This window comes from Delftia sp. Lp-1 (assembly GCF_020523835.1).
Classification (GTDB): domain Bacteria; phylum Pseudomonadota; class Gammaproteobacteria; order Burkholderiales; family Burkholderiaceae_C; genus Comamonas; species Comamonas acidovorans.
Window position 1 is genome coordinate 1,378,600 of record NZ_JAJALJ010000001.1, and the last position, 17,042, is coordinate 1,395,641.

The following is a 17,042-nucleotide window of genomic DNA, read 5'->3' on the forward strand; positions in this document are numbered from 1 at the left end:
GCTCCTCAACCTGGGCTCGAACCAGGGACCTACGGATTAACAGTCCGGCGCTCTACCAACTGAGCTATTGAGGAATACACGTCTATCGGCAGAGATCTTGTGCGGTTGCAAGATCTTGAAATTCTTTTGGCTCCTCAACCTGGGCTCGAACCAGGGACCTACGGATTAACAGTCCGGCGCTCTACCAACTGAGCTATTGAGGAACAAGACCTAGATTATATGACGTAAAAAACACGTCACAGAAAACTCGGGGGAATTTTTTCAGGAAGGCCGGCTGCAGGCCTTCATTCTCACGGCTCGGGCCTGAACCACAGCCACACTAGCACGCAGCCCATGGAGGTCAGCGCCACGGCCTGCACCCAGGCGGGCGGGCGTGTCCACAGCAGTATGACGGCGCACAGGCTCATCATGGCGCTGGCGCTCCATTTGGCGCGCCGGCTCACGCAGCCGCCCCGTGCCCAGTTGCGCAGCATGGCGCCGAACAGGCGATGGCTCCACAGCCAGGTGTGCATGCGCTGTGAGCTGCGCGCCGCGGCCCATCCGGCCATGAGCACGAACACCGTGGTGGGCAATCCTGGAATGAAGATGCCGGCAATGCCCGTGGCCAGGCTCAGGCAGGCAAACAGCTGCAGCGCCCAGCGCAACGGGGCGGCCGGCATGCGGTGCAGGGGAGGGGGATCGTCATCATGGAAGGCCGGCGCCGTGCCTGCCTGCGCAGTGGCCTCTGGCTCCAGGGGCTGTGCCGTGGGTATTCGCTGCGCGCCTGCCTCACGGTCCTCTGGGGACGCGGTGGATGACTCTCTGGCGGTGCTGGGCATGCTGCGATTGTGCCAGCGCGCTGTGGCCATGACGGCCAAGAGGTGGCCAGGGGGCGGCCGGGAGCCGGGCGGCCGCTATGCTTTGCAACCCACATTTACATGCATAGCCTTGCACTGCCATGACTGTCCGCACCATTTTGAAGATGGGCGATCCGCGCCTGCTGCGCGTCGCCCAGCCCGTGACCGAATTCGACACCGACGAACTGCACCTGCTGCTCAGCGATTTGCTGGACACCATGCATGCAGCCAACGGCGCGGGGCTGGCCGCGCCGCAGATTGGCGTGGACCTGCAGATGGTGGTGTTCGGCTCCGGCCTGCCCAATCCGCGCTACCCCGATGCGCCCGTGGTGCCGCGCACCGTGCTCATCAACCCGGTCATCACTCCCATGGGCGAGGACGAGCAACTGGACTGGGAGGGCTGCCTGTCCGTGCCCGGAATGCGCGGCATGGTGCCGCGCTGGAACCATATCCGCTACACGGGCTTCGATGTGTTTGGCGATGCCATCGACCGCACGGTGGATGGCTTTCATGCGCGCGTGGTCCAGCATGAGTGCGATCACCTCTGGGGAAAGCTCTATCCCATGCGCATGCGTGACTTCAGCCAGTTCGGTTTCACCGATGTGCTGTTCCCCGGCATCAGCGCGGCCGAGGACGATTGAGCGGGCGGGCGCTGCCCGTATTCAAGGATCTTCGGTCAGGTCTTTGTATACAAATCGGTAGACAATTTTTCCATGCTGGCGCCGTACATTGGCACTTCCCGCCAAGGCGGGGATTGTGTGCGTTCGCCCGCCAAGAGCTGCCAAGCAGCCACCGGGCTTCGCGATGCAGGATGCAGGAGAGCGCGGCCTATCGGGGCGGCGGCAAAGGGTGCGCGGGGGCGCGCCTGCCGCCATCCGGCTGCCGCGTACTTGTCCGGCGTTCTGTGAACAAGAGGACAAGGAGACAGCGATGGAAAAAAGTTCTGGCAATGCGCCGGCCCTGGGTGCAGACATCCGCCCGGAGGACGAGCAACTCGGCCTCACGGCCAACACCCTCTATGGTTTGCAGCATGTGCTGACCATGTACGGAGGCATCGTGGCCGTGCCCCTGGTCATGGCCAATGCGGCCGGCATGTCGGCGGCCGACACGGGCCTGCTGATCACGGCCTGCCTTTTCATGGGCGGGCTGGCCACGCTGCTGCAGACGCTGGGCATTCCGTTCTTCGGCTCGCGCCTGCCGCTGGTGCAGGGCGTGTCCTTCTCGGGCGTGGCCACCATGGTCAGCATCCTGCACACGGGCGGCGGCATGCAGGGCGTGCTGGGCGCCGTGCTCTTTGCCTCGGTATTCGGCCTGATCATTGCGCCCATTTTTTCCAAGCTCACCCGGTTTTTCCCGCCGCTGGTCAATGGCTGCGTGATCACCATCATCGGCCTGTCGCTGATGCCGGTGGCGGCTCACTGGGCCATGGGCGGCAATCCCCAGGCGGCCGACTACGGCAGCATGGGCAACATCGGGCTGGCGGGCCTGTCGCTGGTCATCGTGCTGGCACTGAGCAAGCTGGGCAACGCCATGATCTCGCGCCTGTCCATCCTGCTGGCCATCGTCATCGGCACTGCGGTTGCGGCCATGATCGGCAAGTCCGACTTTTCCGAGGTGGGCAGCGGCGCCTGGTTCGCCGTGCCCATGCCGCTGCACTTCGGCTGGCCGACCTTCAGCCTGGCGGCGACCCTTTCCATGTCCATCGTGATCCTGGTGACCCTGGTGGAAACCTCGGCCGACATCCTGGCCGTGGGCGACATCGTGGGCACCCGCGTGGATTCGCGCCGCCTGGCCGACGGCCTGCGCGCCGACATGCTGTCCAGCGTGGTGGCGCCGTTCTTCGGCTCGTTCACGCAGAGCGCCTTTGCCCAGAACGTGGGCCTGGTCGCGGTCACGGGCATCAAGAGCCGCTATGTCGTGGCCTTCAGCGGGCTGATCCTGATCGCCTTCGGACTGCTGCCCATCATGGGGCGCATCGTGGCCTGCGTGCCGCCCTCGGTGCTGGGCGGCGCGGGCCTGGTGCTCTTTGGCACGGTGGCGGCCAGCGGCATCCGCACGCTGGCCAAGGTGGACTATCACAACAACATGAACCTGATCATCGTGGCGGCGTCCATCGGCATGGGCGTGCTGCCCATGGTCAAGCCGGACTTCTATCACCACTTCCCGGACTGGTTCGCCACCATGTTCCATTCGGGAATCAGCTCCACGGCGGTGACCGTGCTGCTGCTGAACCTGGTCTTCAACCACTTCAAGCAGGGCAACCCCGAAGAGCCATCGGTGTTCGGCGCAGGTTCTGAGCGCGTGCTCAGCGAGGCCGTGCTGTCTGCCCTGGCCGATGGCGACCGGGTGGTCGACGGCAAGCTCTATGACCGCGAGGGCAAGGAAGTGGCCACGGTGTCGGCGCCTGCGGCTGCCATGCACTGACAGCCGCACCCGCGCCCGCGCCTGGATGCAAAAGGCCCGCCTTGGTTGACAGGGCGGGCCTTTTTTCGCTGCAAGCTCAGACCGCCAAGGCCTGCAGCAGCTCGGTTTCTATGAGCAGCTGGCGCTGGTTGTTCTGCAGTTCGGCGCCCTCGATCAGAAAGCTGTCTTCCACGCGCTCGCCCAGCGTGCTGACCTTGGCCAATTGCACGCTCAGGTGGTGCTGCGCCAGGATGCGCGCCACGGTGTAGAGCAGGCCGGCGCGGTCCGTGGCCGAGATGGACAGCAGCCAGTGCTGGGCTTTTTCGTCGGGCTGCAGCGTGACGCGCGGCGCAAAGGGAAAGCTTTTGACGCGGCGCGACAGGCGCCGGGGGGATGGCTCGCGCAGCGGCCCGCCCTGCATCAGCGCGGCGACCAGGTCGTTCTCGACCATGTGCATCAGCTCGCGGTACTGCTCCTGCATGGCGGGCGCGACCACCTGGAAGGTGTCCAGCGCATAGCTGTTGTGGGCCGTGTGTACGCGCGCATCCAGAATGGAGAAGGCCGCCCGGTCGAAGTAGCCGCAGATGCGCGCGAACAGATCGGGCTGGTCAGGCGCGTAGACCAGCACCTGCAGCCCCTCGCCGGCCAGGGAGCGGCGCGCGCGCACCACGGGGCGGGTGGTGCCCACGTGGCGCGACAGGTGGCGCGTGTGCCAGGCGATGTCGGCCGCCTCGTGGCGCATGAAATAGTCCACGCCCAGCGTGTCCCAGAGCTTCTTGTGTGATTCGAAGGGCTGGGCTGTCAGTGCCAGCTGCACCAGGGCCTCGCGGCGGCGGGCCTCGATTTCGGCGGCTGCATCGGGCGCGCGTCCGCCCATGACGCGCAAGGTCAGGCGATAGGTGTCCTCCAGCAGCTTGCCCTTCCAGGCGCTCCAGACCTTGGGGCTGGTGCCGCGGATGTCGGCCACGGTCAGCAGGTACAGGGCCGTGAGGTTGCGCTCGTTGCCCACGCGCTCGGCAAAGGCCTGGATCACCTCGGGGTCCGACAGGTCCTGCTTTTGCGCAACCTGGCTCATGGTCAGGTGCTCGCGCACGAGGAATTCGATCAGCTCGGCGTCGGCGCGCGCAATGCCGTGGGCGCGGCAAAAGCGCTTGGCCTCCACGGCGCCGATGATGGAGTGGTCACCGCCCCGGCCCTTGCCGATGTCGTGGAACAGCGCGGCCACGTACAGCAGCCAGGGCTTGTCCCAGCCGCTGGCCAGCTGCGAGCAGAACGGGTACTCATGCGCATGCTCGGCCATGAAAAAGCGCCGCACATTGCGCAGCACCATGAGGATGTGCTGGTCCACCGTGTAGACGTGGAACAGGTCATGCTGCATCTGGCCCACGATGCGCCGGAACGGCCACAGGTAGCGCCCCAGTACCGAGGTCTGGTTCATCAGCCGCATGGCGTGCGTGATGCCGCTGGGCTGCTGCAGGATCTTCATGAAGGTGGCGCGGTTGACCGGGTCGCGCCGGAAGGCCGCGTCCATCAGGTCACGCGCGCCGTACAGCGCGCGCAGCGTGCGCGCCGACAGGTCGGTGAGGCCCACATGGGTCTCGTACATCAGAAAGGTTTCGAGGATGGCGTGCGGCTCGCGCTCGTAGAGATCGTCGCTGGCCACCTCGATGGTGCCGGCCTTCTCGTAGAAGCGCGAGTTCAGCCGGATGCGCGGCGTGGGTCGCGGGTTCAGCCGCTCCTCGATGTTCAGCCGCAGGATCTGGCACAGCTGGGTTACGGCCTTGGCCGCCCAGTAGTAGTGGCGCATCAGCGTCTCGCTGGCGCGCATGGCCAGCTTGCGCCCCTCGGCCGAGGTGGAGCGGTAGCCAAAGGCCTCGGCCACGGCGGTCTGCTGGTCGAAGACCAGGCGGTCCTCATGCCGGCCCGCCACCGCATGCAGGCGAGCCCGTATCAGGCTCAGCAGGGCTTCGTTGTCTTCGAGCTGCCGGCGCTCGAAATCGGTGATCAACCCCTTGCCGGCCAGGGCCTGCCAGCTGCTGCCCAGGCCTGCGGCACGGGCCAGCCAGATCATGGTGTGCAGATCGCGCAGGCCGCCGGGCGATTCCTTGCAGTTGGGCTCCAGCGAGTAGGGCGTGCTCTCGTACTTGTTGTGGCGCTGGCGCATTTCCAGCAGCTTGCCGGACAGAAAGGCGTGCGCATTCATCTGGGCCTGGTAGCGCGTCTGGAACTCGGCGAACAGCGGCTCGCTGCCGCAGATGAGGCGTGATTCCAGCAGGGCGGTCTGCACTGTCAGGTCGCGCTCGGATTCCTCCAGGCATTCGGCCAGCGTGCGCACGCTGGAGCCGATCTCCAGGCCCGCGTCCCAGCAACTGCCGATGAATTTCTCGATGCGCGAGGCCAGCTCGGCGTCTGCCGTGCCAGCGGCTGGCAGCAGCACCAGCACGTCGATGTCGGAATAGGGAAACAGCTGGGCGCGCCCGAAGCCGCCCACGGCGGCCAGGCAGGCCTCGGGCGGCATGCCGGCACGATGCCACAGCGCGCGCAGCAGCGTGTCGGCCAGATCGCTCAGGTGCTGCAGCACCAGGCGCACGCCGCGCCGGCCCATGGTGGGCGCCAGCAGCGAGCCTATCCAGCGCCCGCGATCCCGGGCGTACTGCGCGCGCAACTGCTCCAGCGAGTCCGGGGCAGAGGGCGCAGCGTGGGAAGGAGTGTGGTCAGTGGTCTGTTTCATGCGCGGCGAGGGCAGGGAAGGCGCCGGGAGCGGTTGCCCCGGACGCCCTGCCATTTTGCCTGCGCATCACGCAAGAAACATGCCGAGCCTCAGCAGCTCGTGGTGGTAACGAATGGGGGCAGCGCGGGCGAGCCGGCCGACAGGGTCATGACTTCGTAGCCGGTCTTGGTCACCACCAGGGTGTGTTCCCACTGGGCCGAGAGGCTGTGGTCTTTGGTCACGATGGTCCAGCCGTCCTTGCCCAGCTCCTTGATCTCGCGCTTGCCCAGGTTGAGCATGGGCTCGACGGTGAAGACCATGCCTTCTTCCAGCACGGTGCCCGTTCCAGGGCGGCCGTAGTGCAGGATCTGGGGCTCTTCGTGGAACTTCTGGCCGATGCCGTGGCCGCAGAACTCGCGCACCACCGACAGGCCGTGGCCTTCGGCAAAGGTCTGGATGGCGTTGCCGATGTCGCCCAGCGTGGCGCCGGGCCTGACCTGCTGGATGCCCAGCCACATGGCGTCGAAGGTCAGTGCCGACAGGCGCTTGGCCGCGATGGAGCACTCTCCGATCATGAACATGCGGCTGTTGTCGCCGTACCAGCCGTCCTTGGTGATGACCGTGACGTCCACATTGACGATGTCGCCCTTCTTGAGCGGCTTGTCATTGGGAATGCCGTGGCAGACCACATGGTTGACCGAGGTGCACAGGTGTCCGGGGTAGGGAGGGTAGCCGGGCGGCTGGTAGCCGATGGTGGCGGAGACCGTGCCCTGCTGCGCCATGCATTCGGCGCCCAGGCGGTCGATCTCGGCCGTGGTGATGCCGGGCTTGATGTGGGGGGTGATGTAGTCCAGCACTTCCGAAGCCAGGCGGCAGGCCACGCGCATGGCTGCGATGTCTTCAGCGCTCTTGATGGTGATGCTCATGCCCGCAATTATCCCATTGCGCCTTCGGGCGTGCAGGGGTAAGGGGCGGCTGTCGCCATCGGGACGGCTCAGCCCGGTAAAATAGCGGCCTCACCGATTCAGCGCCTTGCAGCCAGCCCCCGGAGGGCGGGGCCGCAGGGCGCTTTTCACAAGCCTCCTCACCCAACAGGCCGCCACGTGACCTTGCATCTGACACAGTTGGAGGGTGGAAACGCTCTCAGCTCGTTCCGCGCCCAGCAGCTCCTGACCGAACTGGTCTCCATCCATCCCAAAATCACCGGCATTGCCGCGCGCTTCGTGCATCTGGTGGCCACGGACGCCGCACCCACGCCCGCATTGCAAGAGCGCCTCCAGGCGCTCTTGACCTATGGAGACCCCTATGAAGGCCCGGCCGACGGTGCCGCCCTGGTGGTCACGCCGCGCCTGGGAACGATCTCCCCCTGGGCCTCCAAGGCCACGGACATTGCCCGCAACTGCGGCCTGGGCGTGTTCCGCGTGGAGCGCATCACCGAATACCGCATCGCCTTCAAGACCGGCCTGCTGAGCAATGTGCTGGGCAGCGCGCCTGAGCTTTCGGCCGAGCAGACTGCACAGATCGCCGCCTTGCTGCACGACCGCATGACCGAGTCGGTCTTCGCCACACGCGCCGAGGCCGAGCAACTGTTCTCCGCCCTGGACGCCGCTCCCATGGAGTTCGTCGATGTGCTGGGCGGCGGCCGCGCCGCGCTGGAGACCGCCAACCGCCAATGGGGCCTGGCCCTGGCCGACGACGAGATCGACTACCTGGTCGATGCCTTCAAGGGCCTCCAACGCAATCCCACGGACGTGGAACTGATGATGTTCGCGCAGGCCAACAGCGAGCACTGCCGCCACAAGATCTTCAACGCCCAGTTCACCATCGACGGCGTGGCCCAGGACAAGAGCCTGTTCGGCATGATCCGCAACACGCACCAGGTCTCGCCCCAGCACACGGTGGTGGCTTACTCGGACAACGCTTCCATCATGGAAGGCCATGAGGTCGAGCGCTTCGTCGCCACCTTCGAGGCGGCCCTGGACAAGATCAAGGCGCCCAGCTACCAGAAGAAGCAGGCCGTCAACCACGTGCTGATGAAGGTGGAGACGCACAACCACCCCACGGCCATCTCCCCCTTCCCCGGCGCATCGACCGGCGCGGGCGGCGAGATCCGCGACGAGGGCGCCACGGGCCGCGGCTCCAAGCCCAAGGCCGGCCTGTCGGGCTTCACGGTCTCCAAGCTGTGGGGCAGCGAAGTGGGCAAGCCCGAGCACATCGCCAGTCCGCTGCAGATCATGATCGAGGGCCCGCTGGGTGGCGCGGCCTTCAACAACGAATTCGGCCGTCCCAACCTGACCGGCTATTTCCGCGAGTACGAGCAGCAGGTCGGCGTGGGTGCCGATGCCGTGATGCGCGGCTACCACAAGCCCATCATGATCGCGGGCGGCCTGGGCGTGATCGATTCCGAACTGACTCAGAAGATCGAGTTCCCCGCCGGCACCCTGCTGATCCAGCTGGGCGGCCCCGGCATGCGCATCGGCATGGGCGGCGGCGCTGCCAGCTCCATGGCCAGTGGCACGAACGCGGCCGAGCTGGACTTCGACTCCGTGCAGCGCGGCAATCCCGAGATCGAGCGCCGCGCCCAGGAAGTCATCAACCACTGCTGGGCCCAGGGCGACAAGAACCCCATCCTGGCCATCCACGACGTGGGTGCCGGCGGCCTGTCCAATGCCTTCCCCGAGCTGACCAACGATGCGGGCCGTGGCGCGCGCTTTGACCTGCGCGCCGTCAACCTGGAGGAATCCGGCCTGGCGCCCAAGGAAATCTGGTCCAACGAAAGCCAGGAACGCTATGTGATGGCCATCGCTCCCGAATCGCTGGCCGAGTTCACGGCCTTCTGCGAGCGCGAGCGCTGCCCGTTTGCCGTGATCGGCACGGCCACGGAAGAACGCCAGCTGGTGCTGGAGGACACGGCGGTGGCCTCGGGCGACCAGAAGTTCCCCGTGGACATGCCCATGAACGTGCTGCTGGGCAAGCCGCCCAAGATGCACCGGGACGTGGCCACCGTGCAGCGCGAGCTGCCGCCCATGGACCTGACCGGCGTGCCCCTGGAAAAGGCCGTGATCGACGTGCTGGCCCACCCCACCGTGGCCTCCAAGCGCTTCCTGATCACCATTGGCGACCGCGCCGTGGGCGGTCTCACGCACCGCGACCAGATGGTCGGCCCCTGGCAGGTGCCCGTGGCCGACGTGGCCGTGACCCTGGCCGACTACCGTGGCTTCAAGGGCGAGGCCATGGCCATGGGTGAGCGCACGCCGCTGGCCTCCATCAACGCCCCGGCGTCGGGACGCATGGCCGTGGCCGAGGCCATCACCAACATGCTGGCCGCGCCCATCGAGCTGTCCAAGGTCAAGATGTCGGCCAACTGGATGGCGGCCTGCGGCGAGCCCGGCGAAGACGCGGCGCTCTACGCCACCGTCAAGGCCGTGGGCATGGAGCTGTGCCCGCAGCTGGATATCTCTATCCCCGTGGGCAAGGACAGCCTGTCCATGCGCACCCAGTGGAACGAGGGCGGCCAGGTCAAGAAGGTGACCTCGCCCGTCAGCCTGATCATCACGGGCTTCGCCTCCATCGACGATGTGCGCGGCACGCTCACGCCCCAGCTGGACGCCACGGAAGACGACAGCACCCTGGTCCTGGTGGACCTGGGCCGCGGCAAGATGCGCATGGGCGGCTCCATCCTGGGCCAGGTGCTGGGCCAGTCCGGCAATGAAACGCCTGACCTCGATGACGCCAAGGACCTGATTGCCCTGGTCGATGCCGTCAATGACCTGCGCGCCAAGGGCCAGATCCTGGCCTACCACGACAAGGGCGACGGCGGCCTGCTGGCCACCGTGGCCGAGATGGCCTTCGCCGGCCATGTGGGCGTGGCCATCAACGTGGACATGCTGGTCACCGAAGGCGACGGCATCAGCGACAGCCGCATGGACTCGGGCGAAGGCAAGAACTGGGCCTCCCAGATCAGCGGCCGCCGCGACGACATGACGCTGCGCGCACTGTTCAACGAAGAGCTGGGCGCCGTGCTGCAGATCCGCACGGCCGACCGCGCCGCCGTGCTGCAGACCCTGCGCGAGCATGGCCTGTCCACCTGCAGCCACATCATCGGCAAGACGCGCCCCGTCTCGTCCAAGGTCGATGCGGGCAAGGGCGAACTGCAGGTCTGGCGCGATGCCAAGTCCGTCTTCGGCGCCTCGCTCAGCGACCTGCACCAGGTCTGGGATGCCGTCAGCTGGAAGATTGCCCAGCAGCGCGACAACCCGGCCTGCGCCGACAGCGAGCACGCCGCAGCCGGCGAGCCTGCCGACCCGGGCATGCACCTGCACCTGACGTTCGACCCGGCCGAGAACCCCGCCGCACCCTTCCTGAACCTGGGTGCGCGCCCCCGCGTGGCCGTGCTGCGCGAGCAGGGCGTGAACTCCCATGTGGAAATGGCCTACGCCTTCACCGAAGCCGGCTTCGACGCGGTGGACGTGCACATGACCGACCTGCAAAGCGGCCGCGCGCAGCTGCAGGACTTCGCCGGCGTTGTGGCCTGCGGCGGCTTCAGCTACGGCGACACGCTGGGCGCCGGCATCGGCTGGGCGCGCTCCATCACCTTCAACGACAGCCTGTCCGCGCAGTTCCAGCAGTTCTTCGGCCGCAGCGACACCTTCGGCCTGGGCGTATGCAATGGCTGCCAGATGTTTGCCGAGCTGGCCGACATCATTCCCGGTGCCCAGGACTGGCCGCGTTTCACGCAGAACCAGAGCAACCGCTTCGAGGCGCGCCTGTCCATGGTGGAAGTGCTGGAGTCGCCCAGCCTGTTCCTGCAGGGCATGGCCGGCAGCCGCCTGCCCATCGCCGTGGCCCACGGCGAAGGCTTTGCCAACTTCCGCTACCGCGGCAATGCGGACAAGGCCATCGCCTCCATGCGCTATGTGGACAACCATGGCAAGGCCACCGAGCAGTACCCGTTCAACCCCAACGGATCGGCCGGCGGCCTGACGGCAGTGACCACGGCCGATGGCCGCTTCACGGCCATGATGCCGCACCCCGAGCGCGTGTTCCGCAACGTGCAGATGAGCTGGACCAACGGCGACAAGTCGGAATTCAGCCCCTGGATGCGCGTGTGGCGCAACGCCCGCAAGTGGCTGGGTTGATGCACTGAGCGACGCTGCAAAGCAGACAAAGGCCCTTCGGGGCCTTTTCTTTTTCTGTTTCTTTTTGGCGGCTGCCGTTACGGCGCCAGCATCTGCGCCGTGCGCGCGCGGGCCTGCTGGACCAGGGTGGAGATCAGCACCGTCTCGGGCAGGTTGTGCCAGTAGCGGCGCGGCATCTCGCGCAGCATGGCCTGCTCCTTCAGGCGCGCCGGGTTGAAGGTGCTGGCGTAGTAGGTCAGCCACAGGGCCTCGCCCGCGTCGGCTGGCGGGGCATCGCTGCGGCGCGCGCCGGGCGCCAGGCGCAGCGCATGGCCGTCCCAGTGCGCGCTGCATTGCGGCGTGAGGATGGCCCAGTGCATGTTGGCAAAGCGCTTGCAGAAGAAGGGCGCTGCCGCGCGCACGATGTGGTGCTCGTGCTCGAACCAGGCAATGTGCAGATCGGGCTGGTCCGGTCGCTGCGTGGTCCGAAAGCGCACAAAGGCGTGCATCTTGTGGATCTCGCGCGAGACGGGGCGGGCCAGGGCCTCGATGGCGCGCCAGTCCGCATCCAGCGCATCCAGCCGCAGTTCGGGCCGGGCCTGCATGCGCGCCAGCCAGCGGTGGCATAGCTCGAAGCGGCCCGCCGCGCGGTGCATGCAGGCATGGCGCAGCGCGGACATCTGGGTGTCCGACAAGGACAGCCCTGCCTCGCCGGGGCCGGCCAGCCCGGCGAGTGCCGAGGCGGGCATGGCCTGCTCCGGCGCGCTGGAAAACAGGTCCACCCCCGCGCCGAGTTGCTGCGCCCCCCGCGTGTCGGGCCACCGCCATTGCACCACAGCGGGGTCGGCGCCATGGGCCAGCAGCGCCCGGCAGGCTGCGCGAAAGCCGGGCCAGTCGTCGGGGCTGTCGAGTTCGATGGTGAGAGCCTGTGCTTGCATGGCGTGCTCCAGGTTCTAGAACAGGCTGGCCTGCACCGCGTTTTGCACGCGCATGCCGCTGTGCCGTGCCTGGGCCTGGCTGGCCTGCGACTGCGCGATCAGCCGGGTGCGCAGCGCGGCCGAGTCGGTCTCGCCCAGCAGGGGCCGGTGGCCGTCGATCAGCACGAAGGGCAGGGCCTTTTGCACGGGCGCGCGCAGCCGCAGCAGATCGTCCAGCCGCAGCCTGCGCACGCGGCGCGCCGCCAGCAGGCGGTCCACCGTCTGCGTGCCCAGGCCCGGCACGCGCAGCAGCAGGCTGCGCGGCGCACGGTTGAGGTCCACGGGGAACTGCTGGCGGTTGGCCAGTGCCCAGGCCAGCTTGGGGTCGATCTCCAGGTCCAGCATGCCGTGGCGGCTGGCCGCCGCGATCTCGCCCGCCCCGTAGCCGTAAAAGCGCATCAGCCAGTCGGCCTGGTAGAGCCGGTGCTCGCGCATGAGGGGCGGCGCCTGCGGCGGCAGATCGCGCGAGGCATCGGGAATGGGGCTGAAGGCCGAGTAGTACACGCGGCGCAGGCCGTAGCCCGCATACAGCGTGTGGCTGGATTCGAGGATGTCGGCATCGGTTGCGCGGTCGGCGCCCACGATCATCTGCGTGCTCTGCCCGCCCGGCGCAAAGCGCGGCACGGCGGCGCGCTGCGCGGGTGCGCCGGGCAGGGACTGCGCCTGGCGCTGCTCGCGCGTGGCCGCGCGCCAGGCCTGCACATGCCGGTCCACGCCCTGCATGGCCTGGCGTATGCGCTGTCCATCCTTTTCAGGCGCGAACTGCGCCAGGCCGCTGGCCGTGGGCAGTTCCACATTGATGCTCAGGCGGTCGGCATGGCGGCCTGCCTGGGCCAGCAATTCGGGGGCGGCATCCGGGATGGTCTTGAGGTGGATGTAGCCGCGAAAGTCATGCTCCTCGCGCAGGCGGCGCGCCACTTCCACCAGTTGCTCCATGGTGTAGTCGCTGGAACGGATGATGCCGCTGGACAGGAACAGCCCCTCGATGCAGTTGCGCCGGTAGAAGTCCAGCGTCAGCTGCACCACCTCGGCCACCGTGAAGCGGGCGCGCTGCACGTTGGAGCTCTTGCGGTTGATGCAGTAGCGGCAGTCGAAGATGCAGACATTGGTCAGCAGGATCTTGAGCAGCGAGATGCAGCGCCCGTCGGGCGAATAGCTGTGGCAGATGCCCATGCCGGTGACCGAGCCCATGCCCTTGCCGTCCAGCGAGTCGCGCCCCTGCGATCCGCTGGAGGCGCAGCTGGCGTCGTACTTGGCGGCGTCGGCGAGGATGAAAAGTTTGCGTTGCAGCTCCATGACTGTATAAATATACAGTATATTTGCTTGGCACGTCCGGTTTCCTGAGAGCCCATCCCTCAGCCAGGGTCTGGTCCGGCCTTGCCTGGCTGCGGGTCGAGCGCACTGTCGCGCTATCGCAATGGCCAGCGGATTGCAATGGTTGCCAGTGCAATGGAATGAAACCGTTTTCAGTGCGGACTGAGTACTTGCTTTCAATGGGTTGCGATGTGCATCGCTGGAAATGATGAATGCGTGTTTTCTGCGTCTTTCGCAATGCCTGAAGGCTGGCATGGCTTGGTGCCATCAATGCACGCGCTGATATAGCGCAGCTGGCTGCGCGCCATGGGGGTTTCCCATTCATGGGGGAGAGGTTGGGTGTTGTTGTGAATTGTTTCAAATTGCCGATAACTATTGCTGATAGGCTTTCGGGTTTGCCGGGCAGTGCCGTTTCATTCAATGCGCCCGGCGATGACAAACACTTGGAGAGGGAGCTTCGGTGTCGCGTGTATTAGGAACAGAGAGCGAAGTGCTGGCGCTGTCGCCGGACGCCTCATCCAGCAAGGCTGCCAAGGGCCTGCAATCGCCCGCCAAATGGCCCGCCATGGGCGCCAATGATGTGGCGGTCTGGGGTGAATGCCAGGGCAGCGGCAGCAAGCCCTACCAGACCCAGGTGGACCTGTCGGGGCCTTCCTTCAAATGCTCTTGCCCCAGCCGCAAATTCCCCTGCAAGCACGGGCTGGCGCTGATGCTGATGCGTGCCGGCGGGCAAGTCCCCGAAGGCGTTGATCCGCCCGCCTGGGTGCAGACCTGGCTGGACAGCCGCCAGGAAAAGGCCGAGAAGAAAGAGGCCAAGGCTGCCGCCGCAGCGGCCGAGCCGCCACCCGATCCCGAGGTCGCGGCCAAACAGCAGGCCAGGCGCGAAGACAAGCGCTGGGACAAGGTCGAAGCCGGCCTGCAGGAACTGTCGCTGTGGATGCAGGACATGGTGCGTGCGGGCCTGGCCAACCAGGCCAGCGACACGCAGATGCGCCAGCGCTGGAACAACATGGCCGCGCGCATGGTCGATGCGCAGGCCACGGGCATGGCGGCGCGCATCAAGGATTGCCGGGATCTGGTGGACAGCCACCGAGACTGGCCGCGCGACATGCTGGTGCAGCTGGGCCACTGGCAGTTGATCATCGACGCCGTTCGCCGCCGCGAATCGCTCAGCCCCGAGGTCAAGGCCGACGTGATGGCCGCGCTGGGCTGGCCCATGGACAAGGCCGAGGTGCAGGCCAGGGGCCAACTGGTCGAGGACGAATGGCTGGTGGCCGGCCTGCGCATGATCGAGCGCGAAGGCCGGCTCATGGAGCGGCGCGTCTGGCTGCAGGGCCAGCGCACGGGGCGCATGGCCCTGGTGCTGGACTATGCGCAGGGCGGGCGCGGCTTTGAATCGGCCTGGGTGCCGGGCCATCGCTACGGCTGCGCGCTGAATTTCTATCCGGGCCATGCGCCGCTGCGCGCCATTGCGGCCAATGGCAACGGGCCTGCGCTGCCTGCCGATGGCGCCAGCCCGCTGGCCACCTCGGCCGGGGGAGACGTCCTGCAACGGCTGGGCCAGCGCATTGCCGCCAACCCGCTGCAGGCCACGCAGCCGCTGTGCCAGGACCGGCTGCGGCTGGTGCCCGCCCAGGGCCAGTGGTTCGCGGCCTGGCCCCAAGCGCTGGATGCATCGCCGGTCACCCCTGGCACGGCGGCGCCAGTGCAGCCCGTTCCCGTGGCGATTGACGATGCCGAGGCCTGGCGCCTGCTGGCGCTCAGCGGCGGTGCGCCCATGCAGCTGTTTGGCGAATGGGAGCCCGGCCCGGCCGTGGGCCGCTGGCGGCTGCTGAGCGCCTGGCAGGCCCGCGAGGGTGAAACCGCCCAGCAATGTATCTGGCAGAACCAGGGTGATCCGGTATGAGCAACGCACAACTTTGGGCTGCGCTGCAGCAATCGGCCATGGTCGGCTCGGACCGGCTGGCCGTGCCGCCTGCGCTGGCTTCGGGCGTGGACCCGTCCGCAAGCGGGTCGCAGCAGGCCGTGCAGGCCGCGCTGCTGCCCCGCGCTGATGTGGCCGGTGACTCGCCCGCCCAGCAACTGCTGCGCGCCAGCGCCGTGGCGGCCGTGTTCGAGCGGGCCGGCTGGCAGCCTGGCGCGCAGGTGCGCCTGACGGCACCGCTGGCCGTGCCGGCCGCCGCGCCTGCGGAGTCGCGCACCGCGCCTGCCGATGCGCGCCTGCACACCCTGATGGGCGACGTGCTCAAGGACGGCCCGTTCGAGCTGCAGGCCTCCATGCTGCGCACCCTGGACCAGGCCGGCCAGCGCCTGCCCCACGATCTGCTGGTGCCTGCGCTGGAGCAGGGCCGCCAGTCCGTGGAACTGCGCCAGTGGCTGGCCCCCGTGCTGGGCGAGCGCGGACGCTGGCTGGGCGCGCTCAACCCGCAATGGAGCTATGCCAGCGGCGTGGAGGAAACCGCCGACCCCGAACTGGTCTGGCAGGAGGGCTCGGTGGAGCAGCGCGTGGCCCTGCTGCGCAGCGAGCGCGCAACCGATGCCGCCAAGGCCCGCACGCGGCTGGAAGGCAGTCTGAAGGAGCTGGGCGCCAAGGAGCGCCTGCCCCTGGTCCAGGCCCTGGCCGTCGGGCTGGGCATGGACGATGAGCCGCTGCTCGAAAAACTGCTGTCCGACCGCAGCAAGGAGATCCGCGAGAACGCCGCGCAAATGCTCTCGTGTCTGCCGGACAGCGCGCACAGCCAGCGCGTCATGGGCTGGATGCAGTCCATGCTGCAGCAGGACGACAAGGGCCAGTGGATCGTGGAGCCTCCCGAAGAAGGCCTCAAGGAATGGGAGCGCGACGGCATCACGCTCAAGCCCGACGCCTACCACCGTGGCGGCAAGAAGGCCTGGCTGCTGGAGCAGATGGTGCAGCTCACGCCCGTGTCCTTCTGGACCCGCGCCCTGGGCCTGACGCCCCTGGAAGTGATGGAGTGGAGCCGGCGCAGCGACTGGAAATCCTCACTGCGCCAGGGCTGGGTGCGGGCCCTGCAATACCAGTTGGACGTGGAATGGATCGATGCCGCCCAGACCATGGGCCGCGACATGCGCCACGACGCGCTCCTGCCCGCCCTCATGGCCCGGTTGTCCCGCGAGGAACGCGAGTCCCGCTGGATTGCCCAGTTCGAGCGCGACAGGCACAAGCTCATCGATGCCATCGAGGGCATGTCCCAGTCGCTGGGCGGCGCCGAACTGCTCTCGCCCGCGCTGTCGGCGCGGCTGACCGAGGCACTGCACCTGGCCGTGGGCGGCAAGCAGATCACGGGCAACTGGCACAGCTACCGCGCTGACCAGGCCCTGCTGTCCTGTGCGCGCATGCTGGACGTGACCGCGCTGGAGCGCTTTGCCGACCTGTGGCGCAAGCCCTCGGTGCTGGATGCGCAACCCGAGCCTGAGCCCGAGCCGCAAACCGAACCTGCTGCTGCTGCGGCAGCATTCACGGCCACCGCTACCGCCACAGCCGCTGCAGTTGCCGCACCGGCAAGCATTCCCCTCACGCCCCAGCAGCAGGCGCGCCTCGAACGCAGCCGCGTGCGGCCCTGGGATGAGGAGCGCATGCGCGGCCATCTGGAGCGCATCGTCGATCTGCGCCTGGGCCTGCACCAGGCCTTTGTTGCCCTGCGCGGCCCGGCCTGAGCCGCGCCCG

At 67.5% G+C, this 17,042-nt stretch carries 10 protein-coding genes and 2 tRNA genes; 5 read left to right on the forward strand and 7 right to left on the reverse strand.

Annotated elements, in window-relative coordinates; genetic code table 11:
- Position 1: 1 nt before the first annotated feature.
- From LGR64_RS06055 to LGR64_RS06065, 3 genes are all read right to left on the reverse strand, one after another.
- Positions 2 to 74, reverse strand: a tRNA-Asn gene (locus LGR64_RS06055).
- A 53-nt stretch (positions 75 to 127) separates the two neighbouring features.
- Positions 128 to 203: transfer RNA gene (locus tag LGR64_RS06060), tRNA-Asn, on the reverse strand.
- Between the two features lie 87 nt (positions 204 to 290).
- On the reverse strand, positions 291 to 659 hold the full coding sequence (locus tag LGR64_RS06065; protein ID WP_230356157.1) for a YbaN family protein: 369 nt from the start codon (positions 657 to 659) through the stop codon (positions 291 to 293).
- A gap of 278 nt (positions 660 to 937) precedes the next feature.
- Between LGR64_RS06065 and def the strand changes: the two genes are divergently transcribed.
- Together def and LGR64_RS06075 are read left to right on the forward strand one after the other, a co-directional pair.
- Positions 938 to 1,477 carry a peptide deformylase gene (gene def, locus LGR64_RS06070; RefSeq protein ID WP_013801513.1) on the forward strand — a complete coding sequence of 180 codons (540 nt, stop codon included), beginning with the start codon at positions 938 to 940 and terminating at the stop codon, positions 1,475 to 1,477.
- A 289-nt stretch (positions 1,478 to 1,766) separates the two neighbouring features.
- Positions 1,767 to 3,260: a nucleobase:cation symporter-2 family protein gene (locus tag LGR64_RS06075; protein ID WP_088164137.1), complete on the forward strand. Its 1,494-nt coding sequence runs from the start codon at positions 1,767 to 1,769 to the stop codon at positions 3,258 to 3,260.
- 76 nt (positions 3,261 to 3,336) lie between these two features.
- On the opposite strand, the gene LGR64_RS06080 is transcribed toward LGR64_RS06075, so the two are convergent.
- Positions 3,337 to 5,970, reverse strand: a complete 2,634-nt coding sequence (locus LGR64_RS06080; RefSeq protein ID WP_185750999.1) for a [protein-PII] uridylyltransferase — start codon at positions 5,968 to 5,970, stop codon at positions 3,337 to 3,339.
- An 89-nt stretch (positions 5,971 to 6,059) separates the two neighbouring features.
- Positions 6,060 to 6,875, reverse strand: coding sequence for a type I methionyl aminopeptidase (map, locus tag LGR64_RS06085; RefSeq protein ID WP_034396030.1), 816 nt, complete (start codon positions 6,873 to 6,875; stop codon positions 6,060 to 6,062).
- A 177-nt stretch (positions 6,876 to 7,052) separates the two neighbouring features.
- Here map and purL point away from each other — a divergent pair, with 177 nt between their 5' ends.
- Complete coding sequence (gene purL / locus LGR64_RS06090) at positions 7,053 to 11,087, forward strand: phosphoribosylformylglycinamidine synthase (protein WP_141834619.1); 4,035 nt, start codon at positions 7,053 to 7,055, stop codon at positions 11,085 to 11,087.
- A 77-nt stretch (positions 11,088 to 11,164) separates the two neighbouring features.
- Here the strand turns inward: purL and LGR64_RS06095 are convergent, their stop codons facing one another.
- Positions 11,165 to 12,004, reverse strand: coding sequence for a TIGR03915 family putative DNA repair protein (locus LGR64_RS06095; RefSeq protein ID WP_141834622.1), 840 nt, complete (start codon positions 12,002 to 12,004; stop codon positions 11,165 to 11,167).
- Positions 12,005 to 12,019: 15 nt separating this feature from the next.
- Positions 12,020 to 13,339: a putative DNA modification/repair radical SAM protein gene (locus LGR64_RS06100; protein WP_141834625.1), complete on the reverse strand. Its 1,320-nt coding sequence runs from the start codon at positions 13,337 to 13,339 to the stop codon at positions 12,020 to 12,022.
- A 478-nt stretch (positions 13,340 to 13,817) separates the two neighbouring features.
- Here LGR64_RS06100 and LGR64_RS06105 point away from each other — a divergent pair, with 478 nt between their 5' ends.
- Positions 13,818 to 15,263: an SWIM zinc finger family protein gene (locus tag LGR64_RS06105; protein WP_141834627.1), complete on the forward strand. Its 1,446-nt coding sequence runs from the start codon at positions 13,818 to 13,820 to the stop codon at positions 15,261 to 15,263.
- Positions 15,260 to 17,032, forward strand: a complete 1,773-nt coding sequence (locus tag LGR64_RS06110; RefSeq protein WP_230355068.1) for a DUF5691 domain-containing protein — start codon at positions 15,260 to 15,262, stop codon at positions 17,030 to 17,032. Before LGR64_RS06105 ends, LGR64_RS06110 begins: the two co-directional genes overlap by 4 nt.
- The last annotated feature ends 10 nt before the right edge of the window (positions 17,033 to 17,042 follow it).